This window comes from Streptosporangium sp. NPDC049376 (assembly GCF_044466505.1).
In the GTDB taxonomy this organism is placed as follows: domain Bacteria; phylum Actinomycetota; class Actinomycetes; order Streptosporangiales; family Streptosporangiaceae; genus Streptosporangium.
Genome location: NZ_JBITMT010000022.1, coordinates 98,938 through 118,285, shown reverse-complemented (window position 1 = coordinate 118,285; position 19,348 = coordinate 98,938). Strand labels below are relative to the sequence as shown.

The 19,348-nt window shown below is 69.0% G+C and carries 18 protein-coding genes; 11 read left to right on the top strand and 7 right to left on the bottom strand.

Going from position 1 to position 19,348, the window contains the following annotated elements:
• Positions 1-331 precede the first annotated feature (331 nt).
• From ACIBVQ_RS34865 to ACIBVQ_RS34855, 3 genes are all read left to right on the top strand, one after another.
• Positions 332-1,837, top strand: a complete 1,506-nt coding sequence (locus ACIBVQ_RS34865) for a hypothetical protein (RefSeq protein ID WP_399182811.1) — start codon at positions 332-334, stop codon at positions 1,835-1,837.
• Between the two features lie 101 nt (positions 1,838-1,938).
• Complete coding sequence (locus ACIBVQ_RS34860) at positions 1,939-2,343, top strand: hypothetical protein (RefSeq protein WP_110698817.1); 405 nt, start codon at positions 1,939-1,941, stop codon at positions 2,341-2,343.
• A 215-nt stretch (positions 2,344-2,558) separates the two neighbouring features.
• Positions 2,559-3,587, top strand: a complete 1,029-nt coding sequence (locus tag ACIBVQ_RS34855) for an IS4 family transposase (RefSeq protein ID WP_399182809.1) — start codon at positions 2,559-2,561, stop codon at positions 3,585-3,587.
• Here the strand turns inward: ACIBVQ_RS34855 and ACIBVQ_RS34850 are convergent.
• Positions 3,536-3,961, bottom strand: a complete 426-nt coding sequence (locus ACIBVQ_RS34850) for a hypothetical protein (RefSeq protein ID WP_362911397.1) — start codon at positions 3,959-3,961, stop codon at positions 3,536-3,538. The two genes, ACIBVQ_RS34855 and ACIBVQ_RS34850, sit on opposite strands and share 52 nt — an antisense overlap.
• A gap of 596 nt (positions 3,962-4,557) precedes the next feature.
• On the opposite strand from ACIBVQ_RS34850, the gene ACIBVQ_RS34845 reads away from it, so the two are divergent.
• Positions 4,558-5,031, top strand: coding sequence for a DUF1992 domain-containing protein (locus ACIBVQ_RS34845; RefSeq protein WP_399182807.1), 474 nt, complete (start codon positions 4,558-4,560; stop codon positions 5,029-5,031).
• A gap of 111 nt (positions 5,032-5,142) precedes the next feature.
• Here the strand turns inward: ACIBVQ_RS34845 and ACIBVQ_RS34840 are convergent, their stop codons facing one another.
• From ACIBVQ_RS34840 to ACIBVQ_RS34830, 3 genes are all read right to left on the bottom strand, one after another.
• Positions 5,143-6,192 (bottom strand): aldo/keto reductase, encoded by a 1,050-nt coding sequence (locus tag ACIBVQ_RS34840; protein ID WP_352011230.1) that lies wholly within the window; start codon positions 6,190-6,192, stop codon positions 5,143-5,145.
• A gap of 92 nt (positions 6,193-6,284) precedes the next feature.
• The gene (locus ACIBVQ_RS34835) at positions 6,285-6,953 is read right to left on the bottom strand and encodes a response regulator (RefSeq protein WP_399182805.1); all 669 of its coding nucleotides are present in this window, start codon (positions 6,951-6,953) and stop codon (positions 6,285-6,287) included.
• A 3-nt stretch (positions 6,954-6,956) separates the two neighbouring features.
• The gene (locus ACIBVQ_RS34830) at positions 6,957-8,102 is read right to left on the bottom strand and encodes a histidine kinase (protein ID WP_362911394.1); all 1,146 of its coding nucleotides are present in this window, start codon (positions 8,100-8,102) and stop codon (positions 6,957-6,959) included.
• A gap of 139 nt (positions 8,103-8,241) precedes the next feature.
• On the opposite strand from ACIBVQ_RS34830, the gene ACIBVQ_RS34825 reads away from it, so the two are divergent.
• The gene (locus ACIBVQ_RS34825; protein WP_399182802.1) at positions 8,242-8,955 is read left to right on the top strand and encodes an ABC transporter ATP-binding protein; all 714 of its coding nucleotides are present in this window, start codon (positions 8,242-8,244) and stop codon (positions 8,953-8,955) included.
• Positions 8,952-9,683, top strand: a complete 732-nt coding sequence (locus tag ACIBVQ_RS34820; RefSeq protein ID WP_362911393.1) for an ABC transporter permease — start codon at positions 8,952-8,954, stop codon at positions 9,681-9,683. Before ACIBVQ_RS34825 ends, ACIBVQ_RS34820 begins: the two co-directional genes overlap by 4 nt.
• 90 nt (positions 9,684-9,773) lie before the next feature.
• Here ACIBVQ_RS34820 and ACIBVQ_RS34815 read toward each other — a convergent pair whose 3' ends face one another.
• From ACIBVQ_RS34815 to soxR, 3 genes are all read right to left on the bottom strand, one after another.
• Positions 9,774-10,289, bottom strand: coding sequence for a hypothetical protein (locus ACIBVQ_RS34815; protein ID WP_352011235.1), 516 nt, complete (start codon positions 10,287-10,289; stop codon positions 9,774-9,776).
• Between the two features lie 219 nt (positions 10,290-10,508).
• Positions 10,509-11,282: a lytic polysaccharide monooxygenase gene (locus tag ACIBVQ_RS34810; protein ID WP_399182800.1), complete on the bottom strand. Its 774-nt coding sequence runs from the start codon at positions 11,280-11,282 to the stop codon at positions 10,509-10,511.
• 117 nt (positions 11,283-11,399) lie between these two features.
• Positions 11,400-11,870, bottom strand: coding sequence for a redox-sensitive transcriptional activator SoxR (gene soxR / locus ACIBVQ_RS34805; protein WP_386188792.1), 471 nt, complete (start codon positions 11,868-11,870; stop codon positions 11,400-11,402).
• Between the two features lie 44 nt (positions 11,871-11,914).
• Between soxR and ACIBVQ_RS34800 the strand changes: the two genes are divergently transcribed.
• The 5 genes from ACIBVQ_RS34800 (at position 11,915) to ACIBVQ_RS34780 (ending at position 19,345) form a co-directional block, all read left to right on the top strand.
• On the top strand, positions 11,915-13,360 hold the full coding sequence (locus tag ACIBVQ_RS34800; RefSeq protein ID WP_399182798.1) for an MFS transporter: 1,446 nt from the start codon (positions 11,915-11,917) through the stop codon (positions 13,358-13,360).
• Positions 13,361-13,526: 166 nt separating this feature from the next.
• Positions 13,527-13,913 carry an RNA polymerase sigma factor gene (locus tag ACIBVQ_RS34795; RefSeq protein ID WP_399182796.1) on the top strand — a complete coding sequence of 129 codons (387 nt, stop codon included), beginning with the start codon at positions 13,527-13,529 and terminating at the stop codon, positions 13,911-13,913.
• Positions 13,914-14,365: 452 nt separating this feature from the next.
• Positions 14,366-14,734: a hypothetical protein gene (locus ACIBVQ_RS34790; RefSeq protein WP_399182793.1), complete on the top strand. Its 369-nt coding sequence runs from the start codon at positions 14,366-14,368 to the stop codon at positions 14,732-14,734.
• A gap of 90 nt (positions 14,735-14,824) precedes the next feature.
• Positions 14,825-18,136: a S8 family serine peptidase gene (locus ACIBVQ_RS34785; protein WP_399182791.1), complete on the top strand. Its 3,312-nt coding sequence runs from the start codon at positions 14,825-14,827 to the stop codon at positions 18,134-18,136.
• A gap of 594 nt (positions 18,137-18,730) precedes the next feature.
• On the top strand, positions 18,731-19,345 hold the full coding sequence (locus ACIBVQ_RS34780) for a hypothetical protein (protein WP_399182789.1): 615 nt from the start codon (positions 18,731-18,733) through the stop codon (positions 19,343-19,345).
• Positions 19,346-19,348 lie beyond the last annotated feature (3 nt).

Genomic DNA, 19,348 nt, shown 5'->3' with positions numbered 1-19,348 from the left:
CTGCAGCCCTTCCAAGGCCGGCCACCTCTGCAAGGCCATCGCCGTCCTTCAGAACCACCGCGTTGCCCAGGCCGCCTAAGGATGAAAAAGGGTCACTTGGGCTTGGCGGCGCGGGTGCTGGACAGGAATTGCACCCAACTCGAAAAAATTTTGGTATTGCAGGACATCAAGGCCAATGATACGGCCATGCTGACTCACGGTAATTTATGGCGTAAATCGATTATGTCGTCCCGATATGGAGAGATGCTTGAGAGCACAATTAGCCCTAGCGATGATCTCCGTCCTCGCGTTAACGCTCACGCCTGAGCTAGCCGTAGCAAATACGGAGCCAGTGCCATCGGTCGGCGGAATTCAAGCGGTTGAACTCCCGGACGGAACCCATCGAGTCACCCTTACGCGTGAGAGCCAGCCGAAGCCCGAGCGACCCACTATCAACCGCCTCGTCGCGGAAGCAAAGAGCGCTGGCGCCGACCTCAGGCCGGCCCTGGAGAAGTACGCGCGCGATCTCGCAGCAGCTAACCCGTCCGAGGTAGCCGACCAGCCGGACGGCCCGGCCTATTATCCGCCGGTCAAGATCGACGGTATTCGAATCGAGGAACTCATCGATCTCGGCCAAGTCGCCGAGGACGAGGGCATCCCTCATGCCGAGGCCATCAACAGATATGCCTGGCAGACCACTCTGCAGGCGGTGCACAACAAATTGGAGAGCGCCTTCCCGGACGAGGCATCCGGCACCAACCTTCTCAATGACGGTCGTACGGCGAGAATCGGGTTCAAAGGGAAGATTCCAGAACTGGCGCTCCAGCTAGCCAGGACGCTGCCGGGTGAAGTCGAACTGATAGGTGACAAGGGTTTCTCCAAAAAGGAGTTGCGAGAGACGCTTGAGTCAAGCTCCAAGGAACTCGGCAAACGTGCCGAGGTGGCTGCCTATGTGGGTAAATATGACATCGAAACCGGCGTCATTCACTTCGAGGTCGAGCCACAGAAGGGTCTAAAGGATCCCGGGCAGCGCGGCGCTGTGCTCTCCGCCCTGCAGCTCCAGCCTCCGGTCAACCCCCGGATGCGCATCGAGATCAAAGTCAGCGACGACCTGAACCTTCGTCCCGCCACGCCCGTTGGTCAGAAGGCCAGTGCCGCAGCCGATGGTCAGAAGGCCAGTGCCGCAGCCGATGACCCCTACCTCCGCGGTGGCGGAATTCTCGCGAGCGGCACCACCGGAACGGTCTGGAACTGCACCAGCGCCTTCAACCTGATCCGTTCCGACGGCTACCACTCCACCACCAGCTCGCGGCATTGCTGGGAATTCTCCGGCGATCAGTACTGGTTCTATTTCAATCATCCGAACTATACCGGAAACCGAACTACTCTCGGCTTCACTCAGAATGCAAGCCGACAATACGACTTCTCTCGGCTGGTCCAGTCGGGATCGGTGAATCTCACGTTCACCCGAACTTTTTACGCCGCGCTCAACCGGCCACGATATGTGACCGCCAACGGCACGAGTCCCGTTGAAGGTTCCCGCGTTTGCTTCTTCGGCCGGACGAGTCACACCACGGACGGCGAATACAACTGCGGGACTATCGTTGACTCGGATGTCACCTATCGCATGACCGGTATGCCCGGAGACTGGTTCGGCGGCATCGATGTGATATTCGATGGGTCCCCTCCCCCGGTCGCTCAGGGCGGTGACAGCGGCGGACCGCTTTGGTACGGTAATACCGCCTGGGGAATTACCTCGGCAACTGGAGGGACGACTACGTTCGTCGCCACTGACCGCATCAATGATGCAGACGGGCTTGGGACCGCCTGGAACGTATGGACGTGTCCCACCTGCTGACCAAAAAGCTGTAATCTGAATGGTCCAGCTTTGCCACTGGGCCATTCTCCCATATTGATGATCTGGACTCGAATATGGTTTCCATATATTGGAAAAAGGGTGTGGCCCTGCTGCTCTGCTCGGCGGTCGCCGCCTGTTCGGCCACTTCCGGGTGGATCCAGGCAATCGGCAGTGATCCGGTCATCCTGGTGCACACCGGCGGAGACACTGGCGCGGTGGGGATCGAGAGTCGGCTCGCCTACCACGCAGCGAGCAAATGTGTGGTTCTGCAGGCGGGCGACGGCATCAACATTCCCATCTGGCCGCCTGGCACCGAACCGATAGTCGTCGATGGTCGTCGCGGCGTGGACGTCAAGGGTGTCGGGAGCTTTCTTGATGGAGACCGTGTTCAGCTTGGCGGAAACGCGGCCGATGAAAAGATGGTCCCGTCGGACGCTGATGTCCGTCGCTGCACGGGGCTTCCAGGCCGGCAGAAGCTCATCGTTGTCGGACAGGTTAGGCGCTGAGTCGGCGGCTATCTCGCCACTCCTGCCTACATTCGCTAGTGCTGCGTTCCTTAAAGCAGGTAGACGAACGTGCGTCGGAGGATGCGGGGCTGCGGGGATGGTCGTCCCCAGATCCAGGGCTGAGCGTGGGTGTTGAGTTGGGCGGTGGCGAGGGCGACCGCGTCCAATGTCGTTTAGACAGGGGTTTGCGCTGGTAGTGTCCGCCGGATGGTGGAGTGGATCAAGGTCGGCGGGTCGGGCTGGGGGCGTTGACGTCGCTGGTGCCACGGCAGGTCCTGGACGAGGCAATCGAGCTGCACGGGTGCCGCGAGGAGCGGGTGCGGAAGCTCCCGGCTCATGTGGTCGTCTACTTGCTGATGGCGTTGTGCCTGTTCGCGGACGATGACTACGAGGAGGTCGCGGAGAAACTGACCGGTCTGCTCGCGGCCATGCCGGGCTCGCAGTGGGAGCCGCCAACGCGTCGAGCGGTCACCCAGGCCCGGCAGCGTCTGGAGGCCGAGGTTGTCCGGGAGGTGTTCGAGCGGGTTGCGCGCCCGGCTGCGACACAGGCGACCGCAGGAGCGTGGCTGGGACGGTGGCGGTTGATGGCGATCGACGGATTCACCCTCGATCTGCCGGACACGGCGGCGAACCTGGCTGAGTTCCCCAACGACAGCGCGGGAGGGTACGAGACCGTGTACCCGCAGGCCCGGGTCATGGCGATGAGCGAGTGTGCCTCACACGCGATCGTCGCGGCGGACGTGTCGGGCTGCTGGGACAGCGAGCAGACCCTCGCCTACTCGTTATACGGGCGGTTGACGCCCGAGATGTTACTGACCGCCGATCGCGGCTTCTACAGCTTCTACGCGTGGCAGTACGCGTCCTCGACCGGCGCGCAGCTCCTATGGCGGGTTCAGGCCGGGCTCCACCCGTACTGGCTGAAAGGCTTGGAGGACGGGTCCTGGCTCGCGGTCATCACCAAGCCCGCCAAGCTGCGTAGTGACCAGAAGGACCGGCTGCGTGAGGACGCCCGCCTCGGACGCGACCTCGACCCTGAGCAGGCGATGATCGTCCGGATGGTCGACTACACAGTGCCCGAACGCAGGGGCGACCACATCCGCCTCATCACGACCATCCTCGATCCCGCGGAGGCGAGCGCGCAGCAACTCGCCGCCTGTTACCACGAGCGCTGGGAGACCGAAACCGGGTTCGCTCAGCTAAAGATCCACCTACGTGGTCCCGGCAGGATCCTACGGTCGAGGTAGGCCGAGAAGCGCCGTCTTCCGGCTTCAACCGTCATGGGACGGAACCGTGACGGCCGGGAGTAACCGTATCCCTGGGACAGGTAGTCGTCGAAGACTCGGTCGGAGACGATCACGGCGAGGTCGACAGCCGGGCGCGCCCGCATGGCCTCGCGAACGGCGGGAGCGTTGACCAGTCGGTTCACCTGTACGGCGTGCGGACCGGGGATACCCATGGGTCCGGCAGGGAGCACGGGCCCCACGTGCAGGGCTACGCGCAGCCGTACCCGGGTCCAGTTGTCGCCGTACCGCCTGCGGTTGCACACGGCCAGGGCGACGTCGAGCTCGTGTACGAACGGGCCGGCCAGGTCAAGCACGGAGGCGGGCTCGGTTAGCACCGAGAACTCCCCGTCACCGGACACCTGCCGCCACCACCGTGGGCGTTCGAGCCCCGCCTCCCTGGCGGCGGTGTCAAGGAGGGCCGGCCAGGGTCGTCTGCAGAACGGCCTGTTCGCCGGCGTTGCGTGAGCTGTAGTCCTCGATGTCACCGGAAATCATCGCCCGGTACTCAGGCATAACGGCTTCCGTCATCCGCTTCCCCTTTGTCAGCTTGACCTGTCATCTCTGTCGAGGACAGGTCAACGACGATGCCCAGGCCACGAAATAAGGGTCTACAAATAGATTTTCGGGTAAATATCCACTTTCATAGGAAAATAGGCGCTATCAGTTCACGTCAGCCACCACCACGAACACCATGAGAGACATCGTCGAGGGACTGCGATTCCACGGCGACCATCCTCGCCAAGACCCTGAATGGCCAGGCAGACCGACGAAGCACGGCCGAAACCAAACCGACGTTCTCTTTCCGGTGGCCCTCCGCACATGGCCGACGTCGGGAGAATCCGTTTTCCCGGATCTTGGCCTCGGATCCGGGGCGGAACATCTGCCTGGTTATCCTCGGAAAAGAACACCGGCCGCGATACGGAGGTGCCTTGTGACAGAGCGCAAACCCCTCGGCGTCAGCTTCGAGACGTGGATCGACCGGCAGATCCGCGAGGCCACCGAACGCGGCGAGTTCGACAACCTGCCCGGTGCCGGCAAGCCCATCCCCGGCGGGGGCAAGCAGGACGACGAGATGTGGTGGATCAAGCGGAAGATGCAGGAGGAGAACCTCTCCTTCCCGCTGCCGGGGACGCTCGCCCTGCGCAAGGACGCCGAGGACTCCAGGGCGACGGCGGTGGACGCGCGCACCGAGGCCGAGGCCCGGAAGATCATCGACGAGCTCAACGCCCGCATCCGCGTCGCCCACGGCAAACCCCTGTCGGGGCCGCCGGTCTTCCAGCCGACCCTCGACGTCGAGGAGGTCCTCGCCGAGTGGCGCGAACGCCATCCCGTCGAGGACCCCCCGGCCTCCTCCGAACCCCCGACCCGGAGGAGACGCTCCTTCTTCCGCCGCGGGAAGGGCTGACCCCCCGCCACGGAAGACTCCCGCCGCGGGAACGGCCGAACCTCGCCGCGGAAGACTTCCGTCGCGGGAGCAGCCGACCCCCCGCCACGGAACAGATCAGGGCAGGACGGATCAGACCGCGGCGCGGTCGTCCGTCGTACGGCGGCGCAGCGCCACGTCGGTCAGCGCGGGCGGCTGCCAGGCCCCGTCCGGGTGGTAGACGTCGGTGCCGGGCGGCACGATCTCGTCGATCCGGTCGAGGGTCGCGTCGTCGAGGACGAGCGAGGCCCCCTTCAGCGTCGCGTCGAGCTGGGCGGGGGTCCGCGGCCCGATGATCACGGAGGTGACGGCCGGGTGCGCGGCGGGGAAGGCGACGGCCAGCTCGGGCAGCGTGCAGCCGAGTCCGTCGGCGACCTCGACGAGCTGCTCGACGACGTCGAGCTTGGTCGCGGTCAACGGCAGTGCGGGGTCGAAACGCGCGGGCGCCAGGGCGGCGCGGCCCGTGGTGAGGTCGATGTCCTGCCCCTTGCGGTACTTGCCGCTCAGGAAGCCCCAGGCCAGCGGGCTCCAGGTGAGCGCCCCCATGCCCAGTCGCCGGCAGGTCGGCAGCACCGAGCGCTCCGCTCCCCTGGCCAGCAGCGAGTACGGCGGCTGCTCGGTCCTGAAGCGCATCAGTCCCCGGCGTTCGGCGACGTGGTAGGCCTCGACGACCTCCTCGGCGGGGAAGGACGAGCAGCCGAAGGCGCGGATCTTGCCCTGCCGTACGAGATCGCTCAGGACGGAGAGGGTCTCCTCGATGTCGGTCCTGTGGTCGGGGCGGTGGACCTGGTAGAGGTCGATCCAGTCGGTCCTCAGCCGCCTGAGGCTCTCCTCGACCTCCTTGACGATCCAGCGCCGGGAGTTGCCGCTCCGGTTGGGGCCCTCGCCCATCGGGAAGTGGACCTTGGTCGCGAGGACGACCTCGTCGCGGCGGCCGAGCAGCGCCTTGCCGACGATCTCCTCCGACTCGCCCGCCGAGTACATGTCGGCGGTGTCGACGAAGTTGACGCCCTGGTCGAGCGCGGTGTGGATCATCCGGACGCACTCGTCATGGTCGGGGTTTCCCACCGCGCCGAACATCATGGTGCCCAGACAGTGGACGCTCACCTCGATGCCGGTGCCGCCGAGAACGCGGTAGCGCACGGTCGTGCTCCTTCGATGGTCGTTTTCGGTGACCGGCACTCTAGGTGCTGGAGTCCACTCCAGGGCAAGCCGTGCCTCCTGGACCAAGCGGGTCACAGCAGCCCGGCGTCACGGACCTTCATCGCGACCTGGACGCGGTTCTCCACCCCGAGCTTGGCGAAGATCCGGGTGACGTTCGCCTTGACGGTCGCCACGCTCATGTGGAGACGTTCGGCGATCTCGGTGTTCGAACCGCCCCGCGCCACCTCGACCGCCACCTCGCGCTCACGCTCGGTGAGCCTGTCCAGCTCCCGCCGCGCCCCCACGTCATACGGGCCGTGCGGCCCCTGCGCGCCGTACGGCCCGCCGGTCGCGGCGGCGATCACCTGGTGGGTGACGCTCGGCGAGAGCACCGCCTCGCCCCTGGCGACGGCGCGGACCGCCTCGACCATCCGGGGCGGCGGCGTGTCCTTCAGCAGGAAGCCCGCGGCGCCGAGCCGCAACGCCCGCAACACCATGTCGTCGGCGTCGAAGGTGGTGAGCACGACGATCCTGGGGGCGTCCGGTTCGGACAGCAGCAGTTCGGTCGTGGTCAGCCCGTCCTGCTCGGGCATCCGGATGTCCATCAGCACGACGTCGGGTTCGAGGTCGCGGATCACGGCCATGGCCCGCAGGCCGTCCCCGGCCTCCCCGACGATCTCCAGGTCGGGCTCGCCGCCGAGGATGAGCCGCAGCCCGGTGCGCACCATCGGGTCGTCGTCCACGATCACCAGCCGGATCACGGGTCAAGCCTCCCACGGAAGATGGACATCGAGAACAAAGCGTCCTTTCCGTACGGCGTGGTCGAGCGTGCCCCCGGCCATCCTGGTCCGTTCCGCCAGGCCGACCAGCCCGTGCCCCCCGTGCTCCCCGCCGGGGCTCGGGGGCGTCCCCCACGACACCGGGTTGCTCACCCGGATGCGCAGCCCCTTGCCCGGCCTGCCGTCCAGTTCGGCCGCCACCTCACTGCCCGGCGCGTGCTTGCGCGCGTTGGTCAGGGCCTCCTGGACGATGCGGTAGGCGTGGCGGCCGGTCTGCGTCGGCAGCGACTCCCGGTCCTCGACGGTGTCGGCGACCTCGACCCGTTGCCCGGCCGCGCGCACCTCCTCGAACAGCGCCCCCATGTGCTCAAGGCCCGGCTGCGGCGCCTCAAGCGCGCCGTCCCTCCTGAGCGTGCCGAGTACGGCCCGCAGCTCGTTGAGCGACCGGTGGGCGTTCTCCTGGATCGCCAGCGCGATCTCCCGGGTCTCCTCGGGGCCCAGGTCCTTGCGGTAGGCCAGGCCCCCGGCGAGCATCGACAGCAGCGACATCCGGTGGGCCAGGACGTCGTGCATCTCCTGGGCGATCTTCGCCCGCTCGGCCAGCTTGGTCTGCTCGATCTGCTGCAGTCGTTCGCGCTCGGCGGCCAGCCCGGCCTCCCGCCGGGAGGCTTCCAGGTCGCGCAGCCCCCGGAGATACAGCCCGAAGAGGGTCAGGCCGCCCAGGATCACGGTCCCGGTGACCTGGCTGACGACGGCCGCCGAGGTGAGGCCGTACCGGGTGGTGTTGACCAGCAGGAACAGCCATGACGCGACCGCGACCGGCAGCGTCCAGCGCCACCTGCGGTGCGTGACCAGGGAGACGTAGGCGACCTGGGCCGGGCCGGTCGCGGTGACGGAGAAGCTGGTCAGCAGGGCCGTGGCCAGCGCGGTCTGCCACGGCAGGCGGCGGCGCCAGCGCATCAGGACCAGCCCCGCCACCCCGAGCGGGATGTCGACCAGCATGGGGACGAGCCGGTCCGGCGAACGCGACGCCCCCATGACCAGGATGACGCCGTAGAACAGCATGGGCAGCGCCGCGCACAGATAGCGCAGGGCCTCGCCCCGCCGGTCCAGTGGTGTGTTCTCCCGCACGCCACCAGCCTAGGAAACGCCGCCCTGTGCCCCCAGCGACCTGGGTCCACACCCTGACCTCCGAAGGCGATACCTGGGTCGGTATCCCTCTCGCCCCAGGGACGATGACCGGCGGCGCCGGATCCGGTGGACTTGACGCATGATCGAGTTCAGTCACGTAAGCAAGGTCTACCGAGGGGTCCGGGCACTCGACGACGTGTCCTTCACGGTCGAGCCCGGCGGCGTCACCGGGTTCCTCGGGCCGAACGGCGCGGGCAAGTCCACGGCCCTGCGCGTCCTGGTCGGTCTCTCCCGCCCCACTTCCGGCTCCGCCACCGTGTACGGCCTGCCGTACGGCGGGCTGGGCAACCCCGGGACCCGGGTCGGGGCGCTGCTCGACGCGGGCGCCCTGCATCCGGGCCGCAGCGGGCGGGAGGTGCTGAGGCTCGGCGCGACGACGCTCGGCCTGCCGGAGTCGCGGGTCGGGGAGATCCTCGACCTGGTCGGGCTCACCGGCCAGGAGGCGCGGCGCCCGGTCGGCGGCTACTCGCTGGGGATGCGGCAGCGGCTCGGCATCGGCCACGCGCTCCTCGGCCGCCCCGGGACGCTCATCCTGGACGAACCCGCCAACGGCCTCGACCCGCAGGGCATCCGGTGGCTGCGCGAACTGCTGCGCCACCTGGCCGACTCCGGCTGCGCGGTGTTGCTCAGCTCGCATCTGATCCACGAGGTGGAGCAGATCGCCGACCACGTCGTGATGATCGGCCGGGGCCGGGTCCTCGCCCAGGGGTCGGTCGACGGGCTCGGCGGCGGCCGTTCGCTCGAAGAAGTCTTCCTGAACCTCACCTCCGACACGGACCGGAGCGCGGCGTGACCTCGATCCCCTTCCACAGGCTGCTGCTCGTCGAGACCCGCAAGATCTTCGACACCCGGAGCGGGAAGGTCCTGACGGCGGTCCTGGTCGCGCTGACGGTCGCCTCCGTCGTCGGACGTGGCCTCGTCGCCGGTCCCCGGCTGTTCACCCTGACCGGCACGGCCGGGATCGGGTTCGGCATCCTGCTGCCCGTGCTCGCCGTACTGTCGGTGACCGGCGAATGGAGCCACAGGACCGCCCTGACCACGTTCACGCTCGAACCCCGCAGGACGCGGGTGCTGGCCGCCAAGTTCCTGCCGCCGCTGGCCGTCGCCGTGGTGGCCACGGTGTTCGCGCTGCTCGTGGCGGTGCCGGCCACGGCCGTCGTCGCCGCCGTCCGGCACGTCCCGGCCGACTGGGCCGTCCCTCCCCTGGCCCTGCCCGGCATGGCCGCGACGTTCGTCCTGCTGACCGCGATGGGCTCCGCCTTCGGCCTGCTGTCCCTGAACGCCCCCGTCGCGATCGTGGTCTGCCTGACCAACACGATGCTGTGGAGCGTCGTCAGCAGACTCGGCGAGACCGGCCGCGTCCTGGCGGAGTGGTTCGACCTGGGCAACACGACCGGCCCTCTGGCGACCGGCACCATGACGGGCGGCGACGCCGTACGGCTGGCCACGTCGGTCCTGCTGTGGATCGCCCTCCCGGCGGCCCTGGGCGCGCTCCGCGTGTCCCGCGCCGAGATCCGCTGACGGGGTCGGTTGAAGTCGAGGCCGAGTTGGCGGGGGTCAGGGACCGGGTGGCCCGTGCCATGCTGACCGGCGAGCTCTGAACCGGGTGGGTCAGAGGTCGGGGTCGTTCTGCTGGGCCTCGGCGAGGGCGACGAGGAGGCCGTCGGCGGCGCCGCGGAACATGCGGTGCAGGTCGCGGACGTTGTCGACGATGACGACGCTGTCGAGCAGGTCGGCGCGGAGTCTGGCGGCCCTGACGTCACCGGCGCCGTCCGGGTCGAAGGCGGTCGCGGCGAGGAACAGGCCGCCGACCCCGGAGGCCACGGCGGCGTCGCGGGCGGCCGTGCCGTCGATGGCGGAGATGTCGTCGGGGACCCCGGGCAGGATGGGGCGGCCGTCGCGGAGCATGAGGGTGAGCGGGCGGATCGGGAAGTCCTCACCGGCGATGCCCTCGGGAACGAAGGGCTCACCGGTGAGACAGCGGGTGCGGTTGTCGGGGTAACCCCAGGGCTTGCCTCTGGCCTGGTCGGCGAGGCCCGCGCGGGTGAACAGGCCGCCCTCGGCGTCCAGCACGAGGTCGCCGGGCTGCCAGCGCTCGCCCTCGTAGGGATGGTGCTCGTCGCTCACACCCGGCACGTTACCCCCCACCACCGACAAACAGCCCGAACGAGGGGTTCCGGCGACCGTACGGCCCGCCTGACGGCTCCGGACGTACGGCCCGGCCGGCGGTTCCGGGTCGTGGTCCCGGATGGTGGTCCCGGATGGTGGTCTCCGTGGGAAAAGGGGAGAGCCCGCGTCCCCGGTGAAGGGGGCGCGGGCTCTCAGTGACGTACTGGCGTCACCGGATCACTGGCGCTGCCAGAGGGCCGGGACGTTCGGCGGCTCCCAGCCGGGGAGGGCGGTGTGCTGCTGGAGGCAGCGGTAGGTGGTGCCGTTGTAGATCGCCAGGGCGCCCGACGTGTAGACGGTGCCGGCGGCCCACGGGGAGGCCGGGCCCTGGGTGGGCGTGACGGTCGGGGTCACGGTCGGCGTGGCCGTGGGGGTCACGGTGGGGGTCGCGGTCGGCGTGACGGTCGGGGTCACGGTGGGGGTCGGCGACGGGTCGGGACCGCCACCGACGTTGACGTCGACGCAGTTGTAGAAGGCCATCGCGGTGTCGGCGATGTTCCAGATGGCGTAGATCTTCTGACGGCCGCTGTAGTTGCCGAGGTTCACCACGTGCGAGACCGTGGAGCCGGGAATCTTGCCACGGTCGTTGAACTCCGCGACGCGGGTGTTGCCGACGTAGTACTGCCACGTGCTGGTGGAGTGGCGGGCCTCGATCCGCCAGTTGAACGTGACGCTGCTGCCGACGTTGGTGACCGGCCACGCCTTGCTGTCGTCGTCCAGCGGGGACCAGCGGGCGTCACCACCGCTGCAGTTGTGCTGGCCCTTCGGGCCCTCGACGCTCGCGGGCTCCCAGATGATCTGGCCGCAGTTGGAGACCTTGCCCTGAGCGCACAGGGCCTGCCTGCTGGGAGGAGAGGTGATGTAACCGTGCGCCGACGCGGGCGTGGCGGTGAGCAACACCGTGGCGAACGCGATGACCGTCGCTGATGCGACTGAGATCGTTCTGCGCATGTTGATTCCTTCGCTGGGGGGAAATCCAAATATAAAGGAAACTTTACTAACAGTAAATATCCCTCGAACTGGGATTCCACCCAAACGGTCAACGCGCCCCAAGGCCTCAGGAAAGGGTCACTCGTCCTCTCCGGGGAGAGCCGGAGGCAGTCGCGTGGCGCCCGTCCCCTCCTCCGCCAGGCTGTCCTGCGGGTTGAGGACGCGGCAGCGCCGCAGGGACAGACAGCCGCAGCCGATGCATCCGGTGAGCTCCCGTTCGAGCCGTTCGATCTCCCGGCGGCGGGCCTCAAGGAGGGCGGCCCAGCGGCGCGAGATGCGCTCCCAGTCCCGCTTGGAGGGCATCCGGTCGCCGGGCAGGCCCTCGAAGACCTGGGCGACCTCCGCCAGCGGGATGCCCATGCGTTTGGCGACCAGGATCAACGAGATGCGTCGCAGGACGTGCCTGCGGTAGCGGCGCTGGTTGCCCGCCGTACGTTCGGAGACGATGAGGCCCTGCTGCTCGTAGAAGTGCAGCGCGGAGACGGCGACACCCGCGCGGCGGGCCACCTCTCCCACGCTGAGAAGGTCCGTCGGCGTGAGCTTGTCCATACCCTCTTTACCTCAAGTGGACTTGAGGTCATAGCTTACCGGCCATGGCAGCGTCATCCACGGAAGATATCGGGAAAACACCTCCGCGCTCCCCGGAAAAAGGTCCTCGCCCAGGCAGTTGGGGAGACCTGTTCCGCCGTGATCACCTGGCCGCGGCGCTCGTTCTCGCCGGAGGCGTCGCGCTCTACGCGATGAACCTCTACCTCACCGCGGCCCTGATGCCCTCGATCGTCCAGGAGGTCGGCGGAGAGCGGTACTACGCCTGGGTCGCGACCGGCTTCCTCATGGCCGCGGTCATCGCCTCGATGCTCGTCAGCCGCCTCCTCGTGTCCCTCGGGGCGAGCGGCGCCTACGTCCTGGGCTTCCTCGTCTTCGCCGCCGGGGCCGCCCTGAACGCGCTGAGCCCCACGATGGAACTCCTGCTCGTCGGCCGGGTCGTGCAGGGCTTCGGCGGCGGCCTGCTGGCCGGGCTCGGATACGCGGTGATCCGGGGCGCGCTGCCCGACCGGCTCTGGGCCCGCGCGGCGGGACTCGTCTCGGCCATGTGGGGTGTGGGCACCCTCGTCGGCCCCACCCTCGGCGGCCTGTTCGCCCAGCTCGGCGCGTGGCGGTGGGCCTTCGGCCTGCTCGCCGCCGTCGCGCTCGTCCTGGCGGCCCTGGCCCGCCGCGCGCTTCCCGGCCACACCCGGTCCGAGGCGGACCGCGAAGCCGTACCCGTGCTCTCGCTGGCCGTGCTGACCCTCGCGGCCGCGGCGTTCAGCGTCGCCTCGACCCTGCCCCAGGGCTGGGGAACCCTCGGCGGGGTGGCCGTCGGCGCCGTGCTCGTCGTCGCGTTCGTCGTCGTCGACAGGCGTGGTGCCGCGACCGTGCTCCCCCGGCTGACCTATCTCGGGGGCAACGGCCTGAAGTGGATCTACCTGACCGTCGCGGTGCTGTGCGCGGGGGTCATGACGGAGAACTTCATCCCGCTGTTCGGCCAGCGGCTCGGCGGCCTCAACCCGCTCGTCGCGGGCTTCCTCGGCGCCGCCGTCTCCGCGGGCTGGGTCGTCTCCCAGCTGTTCAGCGTGGGCATCACCGCCGAACGGTCCAAGACCCTGGCCGTCCGTTGCGGATCGTTCCTGCTGCCCGCCGGTCTGCTCGCGTACGGCTTCCTCCAGAGCGCGGACGCCTCCGGGCCGCTCGTCGCGCTCTGGGCGGCCGTCCTGGTCCTGGCCGGGGTCGGGATCGGCGTCGCCTACCCGCACCTGAGCGTCGCCGCGATGCGCAGCACCGACGACGAACGGGAGGGCGCCAAGGCCGCCGCGGCGCTCAGCACCACCCAGCTCATCGCCTACACCGTCGCCTCGGCCCTGGCGGGCATCCTGCTCAGTCTCGGCGGCTCGTCCCTGGTCGCCTCCGCCCGCTCCATGGTCCTCGGTCTCGCCGTCGTCACCGTCCTCGGTACGGTCACCACGGCCCTCGCCCTGCGAGGGTCGCACGGACAACGGTGAGGCGTCGCCGTACGGCCGCCGCGTCCCCGCTGAGCCGGAGGGACGCGGCGGCTTTCTGCTGTGCGGGATGGGTTTCTGCCCTACGGGAAGATGATCTGGCTTTGCGGCGAAGAGATGGTGAGAGCACCCACCGACCGAAAGGCAGGCTCATGTCGGAGACAAGAGCTTGATCACCGAAGCGGATGAGCTGACCGACGCCGAACTCGTCGCCCGCTACCGGCGGGACCCCGACCTGTTCACCGTCGTTCACGACCGCTACCACCGTGACGTCCACCTGTACGTCGCCGGGCGGCTGGACACGCAGATCGCCGAGGACATCGCGGCCGAGACGTTCCTGGTGGCCTTCGACCGACGTGACCGTTTCGACCCGGTACTCGGGGAGTTGCGGCCCTGGCTCTTCGGCATCGCCACCAATCTGATCGCCAGGCACAGGCGCAAGGAGACACGGCACTACAGGGCGCTCGGCATCGCCGTCGGCACCGTGGGGTCCCGGCTCAGCCGGGCACGCGCGAAGATCCTCACCCTCATCGACAAGGAGAAGGTCCGTGGATGACCTGGACGACATCGCCGCCCTGCTCACCAAGCCCGAACCGTCCCGCGAGGTCCTCCTGCGCAGCCGGGGACGGCTGCAGGATCGGATCGACGGCCGCACCCGGCACCGCCGCCGCGTCAACTGGCTCGTGCCCTCGGTCGCCCTGGCGGCCACGGTCACCTCGGCCGCCGTCTCGGTCGGCGACCTCTCCGGCAAGGAGATCCTGCTCATGGCGGCCGTCAGCGCGGAACGCACGCCCCAGACGACCGGGACCTACTGGCACGTCACGTCCACCTTCCTGAACTCGGACATACCTCCGATAGAGAGCTGGACCAGACGTGACGGCCGACGCTGGACCAGAGCCATGCCGGGAGACCCCGCCGACACCGTCCTGCAGAGCAGGAACCCGCTCTCCCTCAAGGGCGCGGACATCAGCCTCGACGACCTCGCAGGGCTGCCGACCGACCGAGGCGTTGAAGACCTGGATCGTCCAGCGTCAGGGAAACCCCGACGACATGAGCCTGTCCGAGCAGCGAGACGAACCGCTCTTCCCCCTGATCACGCTCATCTCCGAACTGCCGACGCCCCCCGAGGTCCGCGCCGCGGCGTTCAAGGCGCTCGCCACGACACCGGAGGTCAGGAGCACGGGCGCGGTCGAGGGCGGCCAGGCACTGGCCATCCCCGATCCCGACGACCACGGCTGGGAGATCAAGCTGGTCGTCGACCCCGAGACCGCCCAGGTGAAGCGCACCAACTTCCTTCTCGGCGGAGACGGAAGCGTGACCTGGTCCAAGGATGCCATCGCGTTGGCCACCGAGTGGACGGACGAGCTTCCCAAGTAACGACATTCCGCGTTCGCCCACGGTGACCTGGAAGGGCTCGCGAAGGCGTGACCCTGGGCGAACACATCCCCCTCAACCCCTAGGAAGGCCATGATCTTCGGCAAACCGTTCCTCGCCGTCGCTCTCGCGGCGACGGCCCTGGGCGTCACCCCGACGCCTCCCTCCCAACCACCTCAACCGGCCGACGGGGTCACCCTGATCACCGGGGACCGCGTCGTCATCGTCGGCCGTGGACACCGGATCATCCCCGGCCCCGGCCGTACGGAGGTCGTCTTCGCGAGCCGGACGCGGGACGGGCACCTGCACGTGACCCCCTCCGACGCCCAGCCCCTGATCGCCAAGGGCGTGCTCGACCCCCGGCTGTTCGACGTCACCCAACTGCTCCAGTGGCGGTACGGCGACGCCGACACCCCCGACATCCCACTGATCACCCGGTCGGAGAACGGCCCGGCCCCCGCCCTCGGGAGCGCGCGGGGTCTGCGGCGGCTCGACGGCCTCGGCATGGCCGCCTTCCACCTGCCCAAGAACGGCGCGGCCCAGGCATGGAAGGACCTGGCGGGCGGCCGTACCCTGGCTCCGGCTACCGCCAAGATCTGGCTGGACGGCCGCCGGTCCTTCAGCCTCGACCGGAGCACCGCGCAGATCGGCGCCCCCGAGGCGTGGAAGCAGGGGCTGACCGGCAAGGACGTCACGGTCGCCGTGCTCGACTCCGGCTACGACCCCGACCATCCGGACCTGAAGGGCGTGGTGACCCAGGAGCGCAACTTCAGCGAAGATCCCGACATCCGCGACACCCTTGGCCACGGCACCCACGTCGCCTCGATCGTCGCGGGCAACGGGGAGAAGTACCGGGGAGTGGCCCCCGGTGCCCGGCTGGCCATCGGGAAGGTCGGCGGCGAGCTGGGTCCCTCGGACTCCGCCGTCCTGGCGGGCATGGAATGGGCCGCCCGCGAGGTCAAGGCCAAGATCGTCAACATGAGCCTGGGCTACGACGACCAGCCGGGGATCGACCCCGTGGAGGAGGCGGTGAACACGCTGTCCGCGGAGACCGGCACCCTGTTCGTCGTCGCCGCGGGCAACGACGGCGGCAGCCTTCCGGTGAGCAGCCCCGCCGGCGCCGACGCCGCCCTCGCGGTCGGTGCCGTCGACAGGCGGGACCAGGTGGCCTACTTCTCCAGCCTCGGCCCCCGGATCGGCGACCACGCCGTCAAGCCGGACCTCACCGCACCGGGTACGGACATCGTCGCGGCGGCGGCCCAGGGCACCGCCGACGGTCCCCACGTCGCCGCGAGCGGCACCTCCATGGCCTCACCACACGTGGCCGGGGCCGCGGCCATCCTCGCCCAGCGGCACCCCGACTGGACCGGGCAGCGGCTCAAGGCCGCCCTGGTCGGCAGCGCCCGTCCCACGTCCGGCGCCACGCCGTACCAGCAGGGCACCGGGCGGGTGGACGTGGGACGGGCGCTGAGGCAGCAGGTCACGGCCCAGTCCGAGGGCACCTGGGCCGCCTTCCCCTGGAAGGGGCCCGACGGGCGGGAGAAGACCGGGACCATCACCTACGCCAACGCGGGCGAAACCCCGGTCAGCCTCGACCTGACCGTGGAGGGGGACGTGCTCCGGCTCGGCACCCAGCGCCTCGACGTGCCCGCCGGAGGACAGGCCTCGGTCACGGTCACCGTCGACGCGGCCGGCAAGGCCCCGGGAGAGCACGTGGGGACGGTCACCGCCACCTCCGGTGACACCGTGGTCCGCACCTTCGCCGGCGCGTACGTCGAACCCGAGTCCTACGACGTCACCGTCAACGCCCTCGACAGGCAGGGGCAGCCGGTCGATCCCTGGATGGCCGAGATCTACGACGCGAAGTCGGGCAAGACCATGGGCCTGGCGTTCCAGAACGGCACGGCCACCGTACGGCTCGCCAAGGGCGACTGGAACCTCTTCACCGAGACAGCGGAACGGGTGGACGGCAGGAGCTCCTTCACCACCGCCGTCTCCCCGTTCAAGGTCGACGGTGCGGACCTCCGCCTGACGACGGACGCGCGTCAGGGCAGAGCGGCCGGGGCCACCCTCGACGACCCGACCGCCGAACGCCAACGTGGCTTCGACCTCGGACTGGTCCACGGCGCGTGGAGCTCAACGGCTTTCGCGACTGCTGACGTCGGTTCCCAGCGCTTCGTCCCGGTTCGTCTGGCGGGCCTGACCTACGACCTGCACACCACATGGCTGAGCAAGGACGTCACGCCCAGCCCCTACGTCTACGACCTGGTGGACCACCACACCGACGGCCTCCCCGACAACCCCGTCTACGACGCCAGGAAGCGGGACCTCGCGAAGATCACCACGACCTACCGCGCCTCGGGAACCGCGGCCACCGGGGCGCCGATGTCCGGGCGTTCCTCCGACAAGTTCCCCGGCACACTCATGGGCATTCCCGTCGGGGGCATCCCCCTGCCGGGAACGCTCGTGCACTACCGGACCCCCGGGGTGGCCTACGAGGACGGCCTGCAGGTCGGTGGCTCCATCGTCTTCGGCGCGGGCGGGCTCGCCAGGCGCGGACAGACCGGCGAGACCGTGAACGCCGCCGTCACAGGTCCGTCGTTCCTGCTGCCGAACGGCGGCCGCACCGGCGACGAACTGCTCTTCACCGGGGCGGGGATGTTCGCCGACGGCGGCCGGGAGAGAACCGGCTCCGACAGCGCCGCGACCGGTACCGCCACCCTCACCGGGGACGGAAAGACGCTGGCCACGGCCGACCTCGTCGACTGTGACGCCTTCGACACGCGAACCTGCGAACTCCGTACCGCCCTCCCCGCCGGGCCGGGGACCTACACGCTGACCGCGTCGATGCGCAGGCAGGTGCCGTACTCGACACTGTCCACCGCCGTCGAGTCCGCCTGGACGTTCCGCTCGGCGACCACGGCCAAGGAACAGCCGCTCCCCCTGACCGCCGTCCGGTACGGCCCAGCGGGCCTGGACCCCTTCAACCGCGCCAAGCCCGGCAGCCTGACCCGGCTCCCCCTCTGGCTCGACCACAACCCCGGCTCCTCACCGTCGGCCGGGCCTTCCTCGGACTCCTCGGCCGCGTCTTCCTCTGTTTCTTCGGCCGCACCTTCCTCTGGTTCCTCGGCCGGCTCTTCGGCCGGGACTTCCTCTGGTTCCTCGACCAGGTCTTCGGCCGGGACTTCGGGGTGGTCGTCGAGCCGGACCTCGATCCGGTTGGAGATGTCGGTCGACGACGGGGCGCACTGGCGTCGGATCCCGGTCATCCGTACCGGCTCCGGGTGGACCAGCATGGTGCCGAACCCGCGTACGCCCGGTTTCGTCTCCCTCCGCGCGACCGTGACCGACCCTTCGGGCACCGACCTGACCCAGACGATCACCCGCGCCTACGCCATCGGCTGACCCAACACCCCGAACCCCTCAGGCCCGGTCACCCCGAACCCCTCAGGCCCGGTCACCCCGAACCCGGGCCTGAGGCCTTTTCATCCGTACGACCCGCGTTGATCCCACAGGCTGTGGACACCCACCCCACGAAGCCACCCAGAGCCCGGCCGATCACTACCCTGGCTACCAGCATTCGCCTCTCCCCAAGAGACACCATGCCCGAGATGTCCAACTCAACAGAAGTAATGAATTTCAGCCCTCCCCGCCGATAAACCCTCAGGTCAACAAGGGTGTTCCCCGCGCACGCGGGGATGGTCCCGGTGTGGACCGTGACGAGCTGATCAAGGCTCTGTGTTCCCCGCGCATGCGGGGATGGTCCCTCACGTCCGTCTCCGACGGGACCTCCTAAGGGGACGGCGCGACGAGCCGATGAGAGCCCTCGGGGTGACGGCACTCCGTCGGCAAGACCGGTGGGGACCCCCCTCTCAGGAGCCTGTCCGGTCCGGTGGATCCCTCCTGAGAGGGGGGTGGGAGTTCGCTCGTCGCGGCGATGTCCACAAAGTCGTGAAAAACCAGGATTAAGGAGGTCAGCCTCACCAAGGAGTCAACGAGATGAACCCCCGTATCGCCTTCGTCGCCGCCCCCGTCCTCACCTTCGCCTACGGCGTGCTCCGCATCCTCGACGGCCTGGACGGCGTCCGCGGCCCCGGCGTCGCCTGGACGACCGGGCACCTGGCCTTCATCGGTGCCCTGGTGTTCTTCGCCATGGCGTTCCACGAGATGCGAAGGCTGGCCGGTCGCGGGCCCCTGGCCACCGGGCTGGCTTCCGCCGGATATGTCGGCATCGCCACACTGATCGCCCAGTTCTCCATCGACATCGTCCTGGGGTTCCAGGCAGCCGACCACGCCGAGATGGGCGTGCTGTTCGACCAGGTCCAGGCGGTTCCCGGCGTTCAGCAGGTGGTCTACGACTTCGGTCCGCTGCTGTTCTTCGTCGCCCAGATCGGCCTGGTCGTACAGCTGGCGGCCCAGCGCCGCGTCAAGGCGTGGACGCCCGTCCTGGTGATCGCCGACGTGCTGGTGCCGTTCGTGGACAAGGACCTGATGCCGCTGGGCGGCGCCTGCCTGCTGGTCTCCTTCCTGGCACTGGCCCGGGTGTCCCGCGAGTCCCGTCTGGCCGACGGTCGGCACCGTGTGGTCGAGCCCGCCGTACCGGCTTCTGTGTGACGA